Raw genomic sequence first — 16,791 nt, forward strand, 5'->3', positions numbered from 1 at the left:
AAATAGGAATTTCATGTCACTATTAACCGTTGCAAAAACAACCCTGTCAGCCAATGAATATCTTTCAAACATTCTACGATGAACTAACCGGTTTCTTTGGTATTGGTGGTCTTATAAAGATGGTACAAACCGGAAATTACGGGTCGCTATCAACATTTGAAGGCATACAACATCTGCTCGCCCCTATTATACCTTTGTTATTATTACTAGAAATAATAAGAGCCTTTTTTTACAAACGTTTTAAAATAGATGAATACCGGATCCCATTTTTTGTATTTGTAGTCAATCGGTTTATATCCAGGTTTATCTCAATTGCTGCTGTAGCATTCTGTATTGGGATACTTGAAAAACACGCTATTTTCACCGCAACTTTTACCTGGTACTGGTTAATTTATGGTTATATCATCTGGGAATTTTCTCATTTTGTTTACCATGCTTTAGCACATAAAGTCAGAATTCTATGGTGCCTTCATTCTACACATCACGCACCACAGCAAATGAATCTGTCTGTCAATTTTGCCCATTTCTTTTTAGAAGCACCTTATGCAGATGTAGTCCGCACTTCAATTTGTATACTTTTAGGCGTTAACCCAGCCCTATTATTCTTCATTATGTTTATCGATGGGTTCTGGGGATCCTTTATACACATCGGAGAAAACGTGATTAAAGATGGAAGACTAGGGTTCTTAAATAAAATTTTGCTTACACCATCACATCACCGGGTACATCATGCAAAAAATCCATTATATATGGACACCAACTTCTGTAATCTTCTCAATATCTGGGACCATATTTTCCATACCTATCAAGATGAAAGAACAGATATCAGGATAGAATACGGCATCACCAGGGAGATGAACCCCAATAGTCTGTGGGATGTTTATTTCGGCGAATTTATTTGTTTAGGAAAAGATATTGTTGCAGCACCTGGTTTAAAAAATAAGATATTATATATCATAATGCCACCGGGCTGGAGTCATACAGGAGCTCATAAAACTGCCAAAATTGCAAGACAATCATTCATTGCAGAAGAACAGCAACTCAATCGCTCCCCATTGAAAATATAAGTACTGAGCTTCCTGACGATTGAACTTTGGACTTTTCAACAAAGCAGAAGTTCAAATTAACGCTCATCTTTGTATCCTGATTTCATTATTATGATAAAGGAAAATAATCAAACATTGGTTTTAGTAACAGGAGGTACAGGCTTCGTGGGTATTCACGCTATCCATCAGTTGTTGCAAAAAGGCTACCAGGTAAAAACTACAATTCGTTCTTTAGACCGTAAAAAAGAAATACTGGCCATGCTAAAAACAGCTGGCATTATTCAATTTGATAAGCTTAAATTTATAGAAGCAGATTTAACCAGAGATGCAAATTGGGATGAAGCAGTAAAAGACTGCGATTATGTTTTACACATTGCATCCCCTATTCATTTAAAAGTACCTAAAGACGAAAATGAAATGATAAAGCCTGCAGTAGAGGGAACATTTCGTGTATTGAAAGCCGCAAGAAATGCAGGTGTAAAACGCGTGGTCATGACTTCCAATTTTGGAGCTGTTGGCTATAGCAATAAAGACAATACTGCCCTGATTACAGAAGAGAGCTGGACAGATCCTGCTGAAAAAGGATTATCAGCTTACAATAAATCTAAAGTCTTAGCCGAACGTGCCGCCTGGAATTTCATCAAAACAGAAGGCCGCGGTTTAGAACTTGCGGTGATCAATCCAATGGGAATTTTTGGCCCTTCATTTAATGCTGATTTATCAAGCGGATATGAATTATTGAAAAGCATATTAGATGGTACTATGAAAACCATACCTGATTTGGTTTTAGGTATTGTGGACGTTCGTGATGTAGCAGACTTACACATTCGTGCGATGACAAATCCTGCAGCTAATGGACAACGTTTTATTGCACTGGCAGGCGGCACCATGTCTCTGCCGCAAATCTCTTTATTCTTGAAACGTGAGCTGCCAGAGGCTGCAAAAAATGCATCAACAAAAATATTACCGGACTGGCTTGTTCGCCTGGCTGCTATAGTCAGTCCGAAAGCAAGAGCTATTGCACCAATGCTGGGCATCAATCGCAATGCAAGCAACGAAAAAGCAAGGAAACTTTTAGGCTGGCAACCCAGAACCAATGAACAGGCGGTTCTGGCTGCAGCAGAAAGTTTATTAAAATATAACCTGAATAAAATTTAAATCTACAATGAAAATAATACTAACAGGGGCCACGGGAATGGCCGGACAGGGCGTTCTATTAGAATGTCTGCAAAATAATGCCATTACAGAAATATTGATGGTCAATAGAAAACATTTAGAAATTGTACATCCTAAACTAAAGGAACTGCTAGTCCCTGATTTTTTGAAAATAGAAGACTTTAGCAATTCGTTAAAAGGTTATGATGCCTGCTTTTTCTGTGCCGGTATCAGTTCATTAGGGATGAACGAAGAAAAATACACGCTAATCACCTACGATACAACCATGCAATTTGCGAAGACACTAGTAGCGATTAATCCGGCTATGGTTTTCAATTACATCACAGGTGCCAGTACTGACAGCACAGAAAAAAGCAAAACAATGTGGGCGCGGGTAAAAGGTAAAACTGAAAACGATCTGATGAAACTACCTTTTAAAGGTCAGTATAATTTCCGTCCCGGTGGTATGTCTCCTGTAAAAGGGCAAAAAAACGCCAAAATGCTTTATGTAGTTATTGTAAGTATCATCAAAGTTTTTTCACCTAAAAACATTATCAGCCTGAATGAATTGGGACAGGCCATGATTAATGCAGTACGCAATGGCTATGTTAAACAGGTTTTAGAAATCAGTGATATTAAAAAACTGGCCAAAGGATAGGTTAATGAAAAAAGTCTTTAAAATTTTAAAACGAACCATGCAGATGCTATTGATGCTGATCATATTGACAGCAATTATTACATTTTTCTATATGCGCCAGGCCAAATTCGGAAAATTACCAGCTGGCGGGCGCTTAACAAGGATTGAGAAATCAGCACACTATAAAGATGGCACCTTCCGGAATTTAATTGAAAGGCCAACACTAACGCAGGGACATTCCATATTGGGGGAATTGTATAAAACGCTTTTCATCAAATATCCTAACCGCAGCCCTGTTGATTCTCTCCCTTCGGTGAAAACTAATTTAAAGAACTTGTCCATTGACAGCAACCTGATTGTCTGGTTTGGACATTCTTCTTTTTACATGCAGCTTGATGGAAAAAGGTTTTTAGCAGATCCGGTATTCAGCGGGGCAGCCTCTCCTGTTTCGGGTTCAGTTAAAGCCTACAAGGGAAGTGACATTTATACAGCAGCCGACATGCCGCAAATTGATTATTTACTGATCTCTCACGATCACTACGATCATTTGGATTATGAAACTATTGTTGCTTTAAAAAGCAAGATAAAACATGTTGTCTGTGGATTGGGGGTTGGGGCACATTTTGAGCATTGGGGTTATTCTCCTGAACAAATTATCGAAAAAGACTGGTATGAAAAAGTAGAAGTAGCTCCTGGTTATACCATTTTCACAGAATCAACACATCATGACTGTGGCAGAGGATTTACACATAGTAAAGCATTGTGGGTATCTTTTTTGATCCAATCTCCAACACTTAAAGTCTATTATAGCGGTGATGGTGGTTATGATGATCGTTTTGCAGAAATCGGCAGGAAATATGGTGCAATAGACTGGGCAATTATGGAATGTGGACAATACAACCAGGCCTGGCAATCTGTACATGAATTACCGGAAGAAGTGGCAAACGCAACAGTACAATTAAATGCAAAAAACATGCTGCCAGTTCATCATTCTAAGTTTACATTGGCAAATCACCCCTGGAATGAACCCTTGAATAAAATAACGGAGTTTTCGAACCATAAACCTTACCGTCTGGCTACACCTATGATTGGGGAAGCTGTACATCTGAATGATCAGACACAAGTATTTACAAAATGGTGGAAGACTGTAAATTAACACCTTCTTGATTGGAACAATATGAAAATTACAGCAATAACATCCTGCTATCTGGGCCCGCAGATTTCACCAGAGCAATTTGTTCCGGAACACATTTTCATCTTTATGCTCAAAGGTAAAATGAATGGTTATGATGGTACTAAACACACAAAAATAGGCCCTGGAGAATGTTGTATGGTGCGTAAAAACAGGTTGGCAAGATATAATAAGCAAAAAGACCAGAATGAATTTGAAAAAGTTGTAGCCATATTCGATGAAGAATTTCTGAAGAAATATCAAAAGACATATGCGATTTCATCAGCCGGATACTTTGTCTCTGATGTTTTTATTCCACTGGATAGTACTTCTGCCATTACAGATTTCATCCTTAAACAGCTACCTGCATACGAAAGTCAGGAAGCAACAGTACATCGTACAGACGAGATCAGAGAAAAGCTCCTCCGGCTCTTGTTAGTTCTACAGCCAGAATTGGTCAACTTATTCTTTGACTTTGGAAAACCTGGCAGAATTGATCTGGAAGCTTATATGCAGCAGCACTACAAATTTAATGTCAGCCTTGAAAGATTAGCTTACCTTACAGGACGCAGCCTCTCTGCATTTAAAAGAGACTTTAAAGACATATTCAAGCAAACACCCAACCGCTGGCTTGTACAAAGACGATTGCAGGAAGCACACTTCCTGATTGAGAAAGAAAAAAAATCATCCAATGAAATTTATCTTGACCTGGGTTTTGAGGACTTGTCACATTTTTCATTCGCATTTAGGAAACATTTCGGTTATACCGCAACAGCACTCGCAATATAAAATCACTGCCAGGCTATAATAGTTTTCAGATATCATCTGGACTTCTTACACAATAATATTAGGGTTCTTAAACAAATTGAACTCAATTTTTGGAAGATCGCTTTAAAAAGGAAAATGAATATTTGCGGTTACAGGTAATCATAGATTGACTGGTTTATGGATTTATCAAAAGATTACATTGATATTAAGGCTATTAAAAATGGTCCTTTTAGATTTGGGCTTGAAGATCTGCCTTATTGTATTTCTATGCGACAGGTAGTTTAAAACTTGATTCACCTATGCTTTATAAGCGGAATTTTATAATTAAAAAACTCATAACAAACTCAGGATGAAAATGAAAACCTTTAAAATATATCAAGTAGATGCTTTCACCAAAGAGAGATTTAGAGGAAATCCGGCAGGGGTAGTTGTCAATGCCGACGGATTGAATGAGACTCAAATGCAGCAGATTGCAAGAGAATTAAACAATTCTGAGACAGCTTTTCTTTTCTCTCCTGACGACAATGATTCTGATGGCCTGATCAGATATTTTACGCCAACATCGGAGGTTCCGATTTGTGGACACGCTACAATTGCCGCGATGTATGCAAAAGCAATTGAGAACAATTTAGATTCTTGTATTTTAAGATTTAAAACCAAAGTTGGTACGCTTCCTTTCGAGATTGTTAAGGCGGACGAAGATTACCAGGTTATTATGACCCAGGGTAAATTCGAACTTAGTCCTGCGTTTGATACCAGGACAACTCAACAGATATTGGCTGCCTTAGGACTTGATCATTCGGATACTGATGAAAGATGTCCGGTGCAGATTGCATCCACAGGACATTCAAAGGTTATGATTGGGATAAAAAGCAGGCAAAAGCTAAATGAGCTGAACCCAGATTATAGTAGTTTGATTACACTAAGTAAACAGCTTAATTGCAATGGATATTTTGTATTCACATTTGACTCGGATGATAAGGACATATTCACACATGGAAGAATGTTTGCTCCAGCAATCGGAATCAATGAAGACCCGGTTACAGGTAATGCAAACGGGCCATTGGGTGGATATCTGATACAGAATAAACTTGTCGGTTTTCAGAAGAATTTATTTGAATTTAAAGGTAAACAAGGGGAAAAACTAAACAGGCCGGGGGTGATAAATGTCAGCGTTAGAATTGAGAACGATTTACCAGTACTGATTAAGATAAAAGGTAACGCTACCGTTGTCTTTAAAACCGAAATTGAAATATGATTATTAAAGGCAACTAACGTTATCTATCTTCTTCCTGCCAAAGGTGATAAAACTTGCAAGGGATAAAATCCAGACCCCAAGCCCACCATATAGCATGACCCAGTCAAAACCTTGTACGAGTGCTGCATGTACGACAGTTCCGGAAGGATCTAAAACAATTAATTGAGGAAAATCATGTTTAAGCGTATGAAAACTTCCAGAGGCTATTTTTTCAGCCAAAGCACGTAATGGCAGACTATAGAGCGCTTGATGAGCTAATGTAGTTTTCAAGTAAGACAAAATTCCCTCGACCAGAATAAATCCCATCAGTGCAATATTAACAGCTAATGTAATCAACCTGGCACTCATATCTATGCCAGATGCCATTCCTGCCCGATTGCTTGAAACAGATCCTGTAGTGGTATTGGTTACAGGTGTATTGGTTAAACCCAATCCAATACCAGCCAATAAAGAACCAGGGAGCATGGCAAACCAGCCGGGGTGCTGTGCCAAACTTCCATATCTCATCACAATAAATCCCAGGCCTATCGTAAACAGCCCTAAAGGAATAACAATACCCGGGCGATACCGAACTGAAAGACGTTCAGCCAGTGGAGGTATAATTAAAGTGGGGAGTGTATAGGCCAATAGAGAGAGGCCAACAGAGATCACATTGTAACCCAAACAGCCTTGAAAATAAATAGGCAGATAAATAATAAATGGCCAAAAGCTAAAGTTCATACCAATAGACCCAAAAATAGCGCCCGAAAAATTACGTATTTTAAATACTGAAAAATCGAACATGGGGTGGGTATTGTTCTTTTCGATCCACACAAAAATGATAAAGCTTATTGCTGTGGAAATAAGGATACAATTGGCAATCATACTTGTAAAACCAATATCAGTACCTTGTGTAATATAATAGGTTAAGCCGAAAACAGCCAGAGATAATGTAACCATTCCTAAAATATCGAGTCTCTTTGCCTGAGGATCTCTGGATTCTACCACATTGCCATATACAAGAATTGAAGCAAGAACAGCAATTGGTGTGTGTATCAGAAAAACCCATTTCCAGGATAGTAAACCGACAATACCACTGCCAATAATAGGTCCAAAGCCCAATCCAAGCCCAAGGATAATACCCCATATACCAAAAGCTTTACTACGTTCCTTTCCTTCTTGGAATTGGTACGAAAGAGCAGATATTTGACAAATTAGCATGGCCCCTCCGCTTATTCCCTGGAAAAAACGACTTATAATCAACACAGATGCATTTTGTGCCAGGCCACAAACTAAAGAAGCAATACCAAACAAGACCAAGGCAATTATGAGTATTCGTTTACGGCCATATTTATCAGCCAATGTTCCTGCTGCCATGAGTACTGTTGTACAACCAATTGTATAGCTATTCATTATCCATTGCATATCCTTAAGGTTAGCGCCTAATACTTTTTCAAGAGTAGGCAGTATGACTGGTACACTGGAAATTTCTAATGAAAACATTAGCGTAGCCATACAAATTGCGATTAGCGCAATGGTGTTTTTACTTAAGTAGTTTTGATTTTTCATTTTTACATCAATAATATTTAGCAAAAATAGACCGAATATTACACACATATCAGTACATTTTAATGATTAAAACGTACTTTTACAGTATGAAAAGAGAGAATATGCACCAATCTTTCGAAATTGTTTACCGCAAGGTGGATGAGTGTCCCGCCAGGGATTTACAGTTTAGCTTTTTCCAGATGGTATATGTTATCACCGGAAATGGATTTCTTCACGTAAATGGCAATTGTATAGCCTACCAGGCTGGCAACCTGATGTTAATGACGCCTAATGATTCTCATAACTTTGATATAGTTGATATCTCAGAGTTCTTACTGGTCAGAATCAATAGCGAATATGTTAAAGAATACAGTTCTAAAAACATAAACTGTATCGAATGCCTCTTATACTATGCTTCGCACTTGTCTGGCTGTATTTTAAAGCAGAAGGAGGATGAATTTCTCGTAAAGTCAATAGTCGGATGTCTGCTGCATGCCCTTAAACATAAGGACATTTATAATGAAGATTTAACTGCACATTATGTGAATGCATTAATTGTAATAGCCGTTCGAAATATTTCTAAGATGAAACCAGTGGGGATTAAGGAGAATGCAGATAAACGTATATTAGAAATCATCAATCATATACAATCCAATATTTTTTCGCCTCCAAGTTTAAAGGCATCATTCATAGCAGCAAAATTCGATATATCACCTACTTATTTAGGAAGCTACTTCAAACATCAATGTGGAGAAACTATTCAGCAATTTATTGCACACTATAGAATGCGTTTGATAGAACATCGGTTAAATTTTAGTGACAGGAGGATCAATGAGATTGTAAATGAATTCGGTTTTTCTGATGAAAGTCACCTGAATAAATTTTTCAAAAAACATAGAAGTATAAGTTTGACAGGATACCGAAAAACAAAAAAGCCTCCGATTTTGCAGTCCAAAAGTTAGACACTTTATGAGGGCACTGCAAAATCAGAGGTTTTCAGACCGTGTTCCATAAGCAGGAACAAAAAAACTAGCTTTGTTCGATTTCTTTTAAGCTAGCCATTTTCTTATAGGCCAAGAACTCTTTGATACCCGAAAAGTGCTCGCGAACGCGTTTATTTCCAAATTCGAATACTTTTTCCGCTAGTCCATCCAGGAAATCCCTGTCATGGGATACCAGGATCAAGGTACCATCAAAATCCTTAAGCGCATCCTTGATAATATCTTTAGTCTTCATGTCCAAATGGTTGGTTGGCTCATCCAGTATTAACACATTTACAGGTTCTAACAGCAACTTGATCATGGCTAAACGGGTTTTCTCTCCTCCAGAAAGCACCTTAACTTTTTTCGTAGTATCATCACCACTGAACATAAAGGCACCCAAAAGGTCTTTAATTTTTATAGAACCATCACTTAATGGAATCTGGTCAATGGTTTCGAATACTGTTAAGTTCCCGTCAAGCAACGCGGCCTGGTTTTGGGCAAAGTATCCAATCTTAGCATTGTGACCTACTTTTAAACTTCCTTCAAAATCAATCTCGCTCATAATGGCTTTGATCATGGTCGATTTACCTTCACCATTTTTACCGACAAAAGCAACTTTCTCTCCGCGCTCGATTACCATGGCTGCTTTTTCGAACACCACATGATCTCCGTAAGTTTTAGTTAAGTCTTCTACAATCACTGGATATTGACCAGAACGCGGTGAAGGTGGAAATTTCAATCGTAATGCTGAAGTATCTACTTCATCGATCTCAATAACTTCGAGCTTCTCGAGCATCTTTACACGCGATTGCACCTGCAGAGTTTTAGAGTAAGTTCCCCTGAACCTATCTATGAACTCCTGGTTATCTGCAATAAAACGTTGTTGTTCTTCGTAAGCTTTCAATTGGTGTACACGACGGTCAGCACGCAACTGGAGATAATGGCTATATTTTGCTTTATAATCGTATATTTTACCCATGGTGACCTCGATAGTACGATTGGTAATGTTATCTACAAAAGTACGATCGTGAGAGATGACCATGACCGCCTTTGCCGAGTTGATCAGGAAATCTTCCAACCATTGTATACTTTCGATATCCATGTGGTTGGTAGGCTCATCAAGCAAGATGAGATCAGGTTTCTTTAACAGAATTTTGGCTAATTCGATACGCATGCGCCATCCACCTGAAAATTCAGAGGTTTGGCGGGTAAAGTCCTTGCGCTCGAAGCCCAGCCCTTTCAATACCTTTTCTACCTCTGCATCATAATTGGTCTCTTCGATTGAATAAAATTTCTCGCTCAGTTCCGACATGCGTTCAATCAGCTTCATATAGTCGTCACTTTCGTAGTCGGTACGAATGGTAAGCTGCTCATTCACCTCATCAAGCTCTTTTTGCATTTGGTTTACTTCTTCAAAAGCTTTCATCGTTTCTTCAAAAACGGTAACCTTATCCTGGGTAAGCAAATGCTGTGGCAAATACGCTATTACCGCGTCCTTTGGACCGGTTACATTACCAGAAGTAGGTTTAGCCGCATTGGCAATGATCTTTAGAATGGTCGACTTGCCTGCACCATTTTTGCCCATCAGGGCAATCTTATCGTTCTCGTTTATCGAAAAGGTGACGTCACTGAACAGGACGGTTCCACCAAATGAAACGGAGATGTTATTTACATTAATCACAGTATGAGAATATTGAGTTACCGGCAAAGATAAGGGAAAGACATCGGATTCCAGAGATTCAAAGCGCAAATTCTGATCAGAATCGGAAGCCTGTGAATTGAACAACTTTCGGAATTCTAAGGGAGAATGATCTGTTTTACTTTTAAATAATTTGCTGAATGACTGAACATGTTCAAACTCCAGCGCTGAGAAGTAATTTCATAGCAGCTGTTGCGCCCAGAGTTTCAATGTCTTTTTTCTCTCTGGATGACTATTAATAACAATACCTTATGCCCATTTTTTAATAATTGTTTAGCTAATGAACTACCAATGTCTCCTAATGAACCTGTTAAGGTGATTTTCATTTTGTTTAGTGCTTAGTCTTATGGAACAAATTTAAGCAATGCCGGATCCATAGTATTGGAATAGTAATCGTAGATATTCATTCCATTGGGATCTGTACTATTGGCTATACGTGTTCCTTTTTTAACTACGATAAAGTTAGACTCATAGAATTTTTTACCATCTTTTGCAAGTTGGTTCTGCTGATAAAAAATAATCCATGCCTGATGAGCGGGTATATCCCACAGGAAAGATTCTCCGTCTCCTCTTGCTGCAACCTTTTGAAATTTTGGATACTTTGTTTTAAGATCAGCCATAATTCTCCTGCTTTCTTCCTGATCCACAGAACTGTATTTAAAACCCAAATAGTTAACCTCGCCATTAATATAGAAAAGTAACTTATTGTGGTTCTCAGAACCCGGATGCGTATAAGAACTGAGTTTTATCCCATCGATAGTATAATTATCCGGGTCATTATCGGTATATCCCCTTAAACCAAAGAATTTATCCCTACCGGTTTTCAATTGTTTATCACCTTTAAAAAGTTTCGATATATCCTGGTCAAATTTTAAGGATAACAGTTCAGTTTTTGACTGACAGGCGAGAAAGAACAGGGCAAAAGCAAAAATCAGAAGAACCCTGATACTTACCTTTAGCGCTGAATTTAATTTTAATATTATCATCTTAAGGGTTTTAGAATTTATTTAATAAAAGAATTACCTAATAGTACATCCGATATAAGATAAAAGATAACATAAAGCTAATTATCGATAATATACGCAAAAAGACAACACATCAGGTTAAATATAATAACCTGACTTGCCTGGTCTTCTGTAATACCTACAGATTAATTGGAGAAAGACCACAATTGAGTTCGGTGGGTGCCATACCGAACTTCTTCTTAAAGGAACGTGAGAAGTGTGACAGGCTTTCGAAGCCCAGGTCAAGATAAATGGCTGAAGGTTTTTGGTGTTTGGTTTCGATAAGATGTCTTGCTTCAGCCAACCGCTTATCCTGTAGCCAATGACGCGGTGGTAAGCCAAAAGTTTTTTGGAAATCACGTTTAAAAGATGCCAGGCTGCGACCGGTCAGTTGTGCAAATTTTTCGACAGGAACGTTGAAATGAAAGTTACTTAACATGAACCTTTTCAGATCAATTTTATAAGGTTCTGAAAAGTCGAATAAAAAGTTGCGAAGCCCAGGAAGGGCGAGTAGCAGCAATTTAACTCCTTCTTTCACTTTAAGGATGCCCATCGCGTCTGTCATGGTCGCTCCCGAACTACGTGCATACGGAACTATAGATTGAAAATACCCCTGCAGGAATTCGTTAGATGGAATTAAGATATTTGGCGGACCGATGTATTTACGGTCTGCTTCGAACTTTTCTTCTAATACGATTTTACGTAACAAATCTTCCTGCAATGATATGACGATTGTTTCATAATTCCCCCCGGGTAGTGGTGTTTTGGTAAGTGTACCCAGCTGATTTTTGCCGATCAGCAACATTTCGCCTCCGTTCATCGAAATTTTTTGCACAGAGGTTTCCAGGATAAACTGCCCTGAAACCTGAAATACTAAAGTATGGTAGTTCCATAAACATACTTTCTCCTTCCGCTCAGCAGAGAGGTAAGAATAGAAGATCACACCAGGGAGGATTTCTGCCGGACTTGTCATTTAGCGTTGTAAGTAAGTGCTGCCAGATATAGCGCCAATTGTAAATGTAGTGTTTAAGATACTCATTTCTTCTGGCGTAAATATAATATTCATCGCTGCGATATTTTCTGGCAAACGCGACCTGCGGCTCATGCTTACTAAAGACATCGTATGATCTCCTTGCTCCTTCACCCAGGCAATCGCAATTTGTGTTGGTGTAAAACCTTTGTTGCTGGCTAATTGCTTTAAGACTTCTACTTTTTCCAGGTTATTAATTAAATTTTCGCCTTGAAAACGAGAGAAATGGTTACGGTAATCTTTTGCTGGAAGTGGCGCTTTCATTTCACCTGTCAATAAGCCTTCGGCAGTATTAGCGAAGGCCACTATACCAATGCCTAATTCTTTTGCTGTTGGAAGCAGTTCACTTTCTATTTGACGGTCGGCCAGGGAGTAGCCGATCTCCAGCGCGCTTATGGGATGAGTGCCGTTAGCGTTACGAAGTTGCCCGGCTGTAATTTCCGATACGCCAATATAACGAACCTTACCTTCTTTAACCAGGTCGGCCACCGTTCCAATGATATCTTCTACCGGCACACTGTTGTCCATTCGGCTTGGCTGGTAGAGGTCAATGGTTTCAATACCTAAACGGGTCAGAGAGTAGTTTATGAAATTCTTGATAGCGATTGGCCGCAGATCCATCCCTATGGGCCGGCCATTGTGAAAGATGGCCCCGAATTTTACGCTGATGAAGGCATCGTCGCGTCTTCCTTTAATGGCTTTGCCTACCAGCATTTCATTATGACCGGCACCGTAGAAGTCTCCGGTATTCAAAAAATTAATACCACTATCCAAGGCTTCATGAATCGTAGCGATACTTTCTTTTTCCTCAGGTGCAGAGCCGCCCCAGATAGAAGACATACGCATACAGCCTAAGCCAAGTTTGGAAACGAACGGGCCATTATGACCCAACTGAATTTTTGTGATGTTTTTCATGATACAAAGATCAACCTTCAAAATACATAGTAGTTGTTTCCACGGCTCAAAGAGTTTGTCTGTATGGCTCAGTAAACTGATTATATTTCAATGTTTAATTGGTAATACTTAGATTTTAAGTGGATCAATTCATAAACTTATGGAGCAGGCTTTTTTAAGCATAAATTTTGACACGCTAAACAGAAAGTCTTTGCGATCACGGATGCGCTTATGCCTCTGGAAGTTGCGCTGAAAACTTTCAATTTGCATGGGAATGACTCAGGGGAAACAAGGCCGGGCTGTTCGTAAATAAATTCTAAATAGCTAAATAATAAATCTATGTCGGCCGGATACTGTCCGGGTACTGCCTGAGTACTGTCCGAGTACTCGTTAGGGTAAGAGCAGTGCTAAAGTAACGCGAGAGCATGGCAAGTCCAAGTCAAAACAACTAGTTGAAATGACTTAGAGTTGCTATGCTTAAAGGCTGTTTACAACCTGCTGTCACCCCGACCACCACTCAGGCACAACCAGATCATAACCGGATGAAGATTAATGAAATTATAATTTTCCCTTTGACTAACCCACGGACAACTGCGGACAATTGCAGACAGCTGCGGACAATTACGGACATTTTTTACGCATCAGGATAATCTTTAACGCTAATAGCCTACATTGGTGGAAAGGCATTTATTTATTATGGGAAGTTTAACGGGTAAATTTTCAAAGGGAATCCTGGGCGATTTCATTTTTAAAGCAGCAGTTTGGAGTACAGGTTGTTTCAAAAGTTCTGTAAGGGGCACAATGAAACAATCAATGGAAACCGAAAGGCATCAGAGACCTTTCGTCAAAGTAGCAAGCCTGGAAAATCAGGATCTTTCCTCCCCTGAGAATTCCGCTGAAGCGTTGACCGATCTCTGATCAAAGTAATCAGGAGCGTTTAATAAGGATAAATTGAACTATAAAATCAGGAAGTAATTAGCTGAGTAAAGAAGCGTAACCAGCTGCTTTGAACTCAGAAAATATCAAACCCAAAACTTGAAATTTAATCCCTGATCCACAAGTTGATGACTTGATCCCTTTTAAGTTTTGTATACCTGGTCTACACCGCTGGGAATTGAACAAAAGATTTATTTCCGTTCTGTAAACGGACATTAGAAAATTAATAATAACCAAAAAAGCCTTCGATGAAAATCGAAGGCTTTTGAGTCGTACCCAGTGCCGGAGTCGAACCGGCACGGTTTCCCACAGGTGTTTGAGACCAGCGCGTCTACCAATTCCGCCAACTGGGCATTGCTATTAAGCGGGATGCAAATCTATATATTCAAGCCAATATATCCAAGACTTATTTTCAAAATAATCCCTTCTTTTACGCTTTAACCTGACCCACAGGCTCTTCCTTTAACTTTTTATCTACATAAAAAGGTGCAAAAGGCAATAATGAAGCTAAAAACACTAAAATCGTCTTTCCAATTTTCCATTTATACTCCATCCAGCACATGATCACCATCACTACATAAAACATGAACAATACACCATGCGCCCATCCAGTATACTTTACAGCCAGTGGCATGTCCGCAAAGTACTTCAACGGCATTGCGATAAAAATCAGTGCGATATAGGAAATACCTTCAGCAACTGCTACTTTTCTAAAAAGGGATAAAGTGCTCATAAATTCATGATTTGTCCAAAAATAGAAAAACCGGGACAGCAATGCCCGGTTATCTTTATTTTTTACATTGGCGGGACACCTATCCCAGCTTAAGCAAGCTATCGTTGATCCTGTTCAAGTATTTCTTTCTGTAGTATAAATCCTTAATCGCAGCTAAAGAAGCCGCTTCAGCGTCCTTATTCTGCGTATCAAATACAGCTATCAGTCTGTCCAGCTCCTGCTGCATTCCTCCAGCAATAGTATCAATCTCTTTTTTGATTTCTTCCAGCTTTACCGCATCAGGTTCAAACTGCAAATCCATCAAAGCTTCATTCACATCCATCATTTCCATCAGAAAATCCTGAGGAAGAGAATAATTCTCCCCTTCTGCCAGCATCCCCTTTAATTCAAGAATATAATGAAGACGCTTCTGCGGATCATTCAATACCTGATAAGCCTTATTATTCAACGTTGAGAACTCTAAAACCTCCTCTTGCTTTTCGGCAGACTCATTGATATAGAAATCAGGATGGTACTTTTTACTCAATGCATAAAACTGCTGTTTCACCAGCTGAGCATCCGGATTAAAAGATACAGGCAGCTTATAAAACTCAAAATAGTCCATATAGCGCTACTGAATAAAGGCTTTGAAAATATCGTTTCCGAGCACAAAGACCATCAAACTCAACAAGATTACGAAACCTACCATCTGGGCACCTTCTAAAAACTTATCACTTACAGGTTTGCCTTTAATCATCTCCACAATCAGGAATACCACATGCCCACCATCAAGTGCTGGTATCGGCAATAAGTTCATGAATGCAAGAGCGATAGAAATTAATGCTGTAGAAGCCCAGAAATGTGACCAGATCCAAACACCACCATAAACCTTCTGTGCCAAGGCAACAGGGCCAGCAAAGGCTTTATTTGCCTTTATTTTACCCGTTAATACTTTCCAGATCCCTTTACCATTATCAGTGAAAGTAATCCAGGCCTGGTTTGCACCAATTGGTAAAGCTTCAAAGAAACCATAGTTAACTGTTTCCAATTTGATTTCGTTCGGATTGAAGCCCATTCCAATGGTACCAACACTGTCAGTACTGACCTCAAAATTAAGTTTTTCATTTCCGCGGTAAGCTTCAACAATCAATTTCTTGTTTTTTTCTTTTTTCAACTCTCTGCGGATATCAGCATCGAATTTCACAGGGACTCCGTTAACGGCAACAATACGGTCACCTTTTTTCATCCCTACTTTAAATGCAGAACGACCAGCAACCACTGTATCTACTACAGTACTTAGCAATGGCGTACGGCTGATAAACTCTTCCAGACCAAGATCTGCAACCTTATTTAAAAGATTATCAGGAACTTTGATATCTAAAGTTTTACCCTCACGCACAATCGTAAGATTCGTATTATCCAATAATACTTTTGAGCTGGTTAATTCATCAAAACGGATAACTTTTTTACCATTTACTGCGATAACATGGTCACCCTGTTTCAAACCGATCTCTCGTCCAATACTTCCAGGATTAATTCCATTTTTAACAGAACTGTTTGGAATAAAAGTCTCACCGAATTTAAAAGTAAGCATCCAGAAAATAAAGATACCTACAACAATGTTCACAAAAATACCTGCAAGCATCACGATTAAACGCTGCCATGCTGGTTTAGATCTGAATTCCCAGGGCTGAGGTGGCAAAGCCATCGCCTCTTTATCCATAGACTCGTCAATCATTCCGGCAATTTTAACATAACCACCCAATGGCAGCCAGCCAATACCATATTCTACATCACCACGTTTGATACTGAATAATTTTACACCCCATGCATCAAAAAACAGATAGAATTTCTCAACTTTAATACCAAAGGCACGTGCCGCAAGAAAATGTCCTAGTTCGTGCAAGATTACTAATATTGATAATCCCAATAACAATTGGGCAACCATAATTAATCCGTTCATATTTTATA

General features: G+C 38.9%; 16 protein-coding genes and 1 tRNA gene. 8 read left to right on the forward strand and 9 right to left on the reverse strand.

What is annotated here, in order from left to right; all coding sequences use genetic code 11:
- Positions 1–53: 53 nt before the first annotated feature.
- The 6 genes from ABIB30_RS15545 to ABIB30_RS15570 all read left to right on the forward strand — a co-directional run bounded on the left by ABIB30_RS15545 (position 54) and on the right by ABIB30_RS15570 (position 6,035).
- Entirely contained in the window at positions 54–1,067 is a 1,014-nt protein-coding gene (locus ABIB30_RS15545; protein WP_354303539.1) for a sterol desaturase family protein, read from the forward strand.
- A gap of 90 nt (positions 1,068–1,157) precedes the next feature.
- Positions 1,158–2,204 (forward strand): SDR family oxidoreductase, encoded by a 1,047-nt coding sequence (locus tag ABIB30_RS15550; RefSeq protein WP_354303541.1) that lies wholly within the window; start codon positions 1,158–1,160, stop codon positions 2,202–2,204.
- Between the two features lie 7 nt (positions 2,205–2,211).
- The gene (locus tag ABIB30_RS15555; RefSeq protein ID WP_354303543.1) at positions 2,212–2,859 is read left to right on the forward strand and encodes a Rossmann-fold NAD(P)-binding domain-containing protein; all 648 of its coding nucleotides are present in this window, start codon (positions 2,212–2,214) and stop codon (positions 2,857–2,859) included.
- Positions 2,860–2,896: 37 nt separating this feature from the next.
- Positions 2,897–3,994 carry an MBL fold metallo-hydrolase gene (locus ABIB30_RS15560; RefSeq protein WP_354303545.1) on the forward strand — a complete coding sequence of 366 codons (1,098 nt, stop codon included), beginning with the start codon at positions 2,897–2,899 and terminating at the stop codon, positions 3,992–3,994.
- 21 nt (positions 3,995–4,015) lie between these two features.
- Entirely contained in the window at positions 4,016–4,798 is a 783-nt protein-coding gene (locus ABIB30_RS15565) for a helix-turn-helix domain-containing protein (RefSeq protein WP_354303547.1), read from the forward strand.
- A gap of 328 nt (positions 4,799–5,126) precedes the next feature.
- Positions 5,127–6,035, forward strand: coding sequence for a PhzF family isomerase (locus tag ABIB30_RS15570; RefSeq protein ID WP_354303549.1), 909 nt, complete (start codon positions 5,127–5,129; stop codon positions 6,033–6,035).
- Between the two features lie 3 nt (positions 6,036–6,038).
- Here the strand turns inward: ABIB30_RS15570 and ABIB30_RS15575 are convergent, their stop codons facing one another.
- Positions 6,039–7,583, reverse strand: coding sequence for an MFS transporter (locus ABIB30_RS15575; RefSeq protein ID WP_354303551.1), 1,545 nt, complete (start codon positions 7,581–7,583; stop codon positions 6,039–6,041).
- Between the two features lie 86 nt (positions 7,584–7,669).
- Here ABIB30_RS15575 and ABIB30_RS15580 point away from each other — a divergent pair, with 86 nt between their 5' ends.
- A complete protein-coding gene (locus ABIB30_RS15580; RefSeq protein ID WP_354303553.1) occupies positions 7,670–8,524 on the forward strand; it encodes a helix-turn-helix domain-containing protein in 855 nt (284 codons plus the stop codon).
- 67 nt (positions 8,525–8,591) lie between these two features.
- Here the strand turns inward: ABIB30_RS15580 and ABIB30_RS15585 are convergent, their stop codons facing one another.
- From ABIB30_RS15585 to ABIB30_RS15600, 4 genes are all read right to left on the reverse strand, one after another.
- Positions 8,592–10,226, reverse strand: coding sequence for an ABC-F family ATP-binding cassette domain-containing protein (locus ABIB30_RS15585; protein ID WP_354303741.1), 1,635 nt, complete (start codon positions 10,224–10,226; stop codon positions 8,592–8,594).
- Positions 10,227–10,588: 362 nt separating this feature from the next.
- Positions 10,589–11,230 (reverse strand): hypothetical protein, encoded by a 642-nt coding sequence (locus ABIB30_RS15590; protein WP_354303555.1) that lies wholly within the window; start codon positions 11,228–11,230, stop codon positions 10,589–10,591.
- A gap of 157 nt (positions 11,231–11,387) precedes the next feature.
- Entirely contained in the window at positions 11,388–12,221 is an 834-nt protein-coding gene (locus ABIB30_RS15595) for a helix-turn-helix domain-containing protein (protein ID WP_354303557.1), read from the reverse strand.
- Positions 12,222–13,193 (reverse strand): aldo/keto reductase, encoded by a 972-nt coding sequence (locus tag ABIB30_RS15600; protein ID WP_354303559.1) that lies wholly within the window; start codon positions 13,191–13,193, stop codon positions 12,222–12,224.
- Between the two features lie 675 nt (positions 13,194–13,868).
- On the opposite strand from ABIB30_RS15600, the gene ABIB30_RS15605 reads away from it, so the two are divergent.
- Positions 13,869–14,090 carry a hypothetical protein gene (locus ABIB30_RS15605; protein WP_354303561.1) on the forward strand — a complete coding sequence of 74 codons (222 nt, stop codon included), beginning with the start codon at positions 13,869–13,871 and terminating at the stop codon, positions 14,088–14,090.
- A gap of 291 nt (positions 14,091–14,381) precedes the next feature.
- Here ABIB30_RS15605 and ABIB30_RS15610 read toward each other — a convergent pair.
- The 4 genes from ABIB30_RS15610 to rseP form a co-directional block, all read right to left on the reverse strand.
- A tRNA-Leu gene (locus tag ABIB30_RS15610) sits at positions 14,382–14,461 on the reverse strand.
- Between the two features lie 77 nt (positions 14,462–14,538).
- Positions 14,539–14,841, reverse strand: coding sequence for a DUF3817 domain-containing protein (locus ABIB30_RS15615; protein ID WP_354303563.1), 303 nt, complete (start codon positions 14,839–14,841; stop codon positions 14,539–14,541).
- 79 nt (positions 14,842–14,920) lie between these two features.
- Entirely contained in the window at positions 14,921–15,445 is a 525-nt protein-coding gene (gene hscB / locus ABIB30_RS15620; protein ID WP_354303564.1) for a Fe-S protein assembly co-chaperone HscB, read from the reverse strand.
- Positions 15,446–15,451: 6 nt separating this feature from the next.
- Positions 15,452–16,783, reverse strand: a complete 1,332-nt coding sequence (gene rseP, locus ABIB30_RS15625) for an RIP metalloprotease RseP (protein ID WP_354303566.1) — start codon at positions 16,781–16,783, stop codon at positions 15,452–15,454.
- Between the last annotated feature and the right edge of the window lie 8 nt (positions 16,784–16,791).

The sequence above is a fragment of the Pedobacter sp. UYP1 genome, from assembly GCF_040547305.1.
In the GTDB taxonomy this organism is placed as follows: Bacteria; Bacteroidota; Bacteroidia; order Sphingobacteriales; family Sphingobacteriaceae; genus Pedobacter.

Bases quoted from the DNA above. Each gene is read 5' to 3' on its own strand.
- ABIB30_RS15545 (WP_354303539.1), top strand. From the start codon at position 54: ATGAATATCTTTCAAACATTCTACGATGAACTAACCGGTTTCTTTGGT.
- ABIB30_RS15550 (WP_354303541.1), top strand. From the start codon at position 1,158: ATGATAAAGGAAAATAATCAAACATTGGTTTTAGTAACAGGAGGTACA.
- ABIB30_RS15555 (WP_354303543.1), top strand. From the start codon at position 2,212: ATGAAAATAATACTAACAGGGGCCACGGGAATGGCCGGACAGGGCGTT.
- ABIB30_RS15560 (WP_354303545.1), top strand. From the start codon at position 2,897: ATGCAGATGCTATTGATGCTGATCATATTGACAGCAATTATTACATTT.
- ABIB30_RS15565 (WP_354303547.1), top strand. From the start codon at position 4,016: ATGAAAATTACAGCAATAACATCCTGCTATCTGGGCCCGCAGATTTCA.
- ABIB30_RS15570 (WP_354303549.1), top strand. From the start codon at position 5,127: ATGAAAATGAAAACCTTTAAAATATATCAAGTAGATGCTTTCACCAAA.
- ABIB30_RS15575 (WP_354303551.1), bottom strand. From the start codon at position 7,583: ATGAAAAATCAAAACTACTTAAGTAAAAACACCATTGCGCTAATCGCA.
- ABIB30_RS15580 (WP_354303553.1), top strand. From the start codon at position 7,670: ATGAAAAGAGAGAATATGCACCAATCTTTCGAAATTGTTTACCGCAAG.
- ABIB30_RS15590 (WP_354303555.1), bottom strand. From the start codon at position 11,230: ATGATAATATTAAAATTAAATTCAGCGCTAAAGGTAAGTATCAGGGTT.
- ABIB30_RS15595 (WP_354303557.1), bottom strand. From the start codon at position 12,221: ATGACAAGTCCGGCAGAAATCCTCCCTGGTGTGATCTTCTATTCTTAC.
- ABIB30_RS15600 (WP_354303559.1), bottom strand. From the start codon at position 13,193: ATGAAAAACATCACAAAAATTCAGTTGGGTCATAATGGCCCGTTCGTT.
- ABIB30_RS15605 (WP_354303561.1), top strand. From the start codon at position 13,869: ATGGGAAGTTTAACGGGTAAATTTTCAAAGGGAATCCTGGGCGATTTC.
- ABIB30_RS15615 (WP_354303563.1), bottom strand. From the start codon at position 14,841: ATGAGCACTTTATCCCTTTTTAGAAAAGTAGCAGTTGCTGAAGGTATT.
- hscB (WP_354303564.1), bottom strand. From the start codon at position 15,445: ATGGACTATTTTGAGTTTTATAAGCTGCCTGTATCTTTTAATCCGGAT.
- rseP (WP_354303566.1), bottom strand. From the start codon at position 16,783: ATGAACGGATTAATTATGGTTGCCCAATTGTTATTGGGATTATCAATA.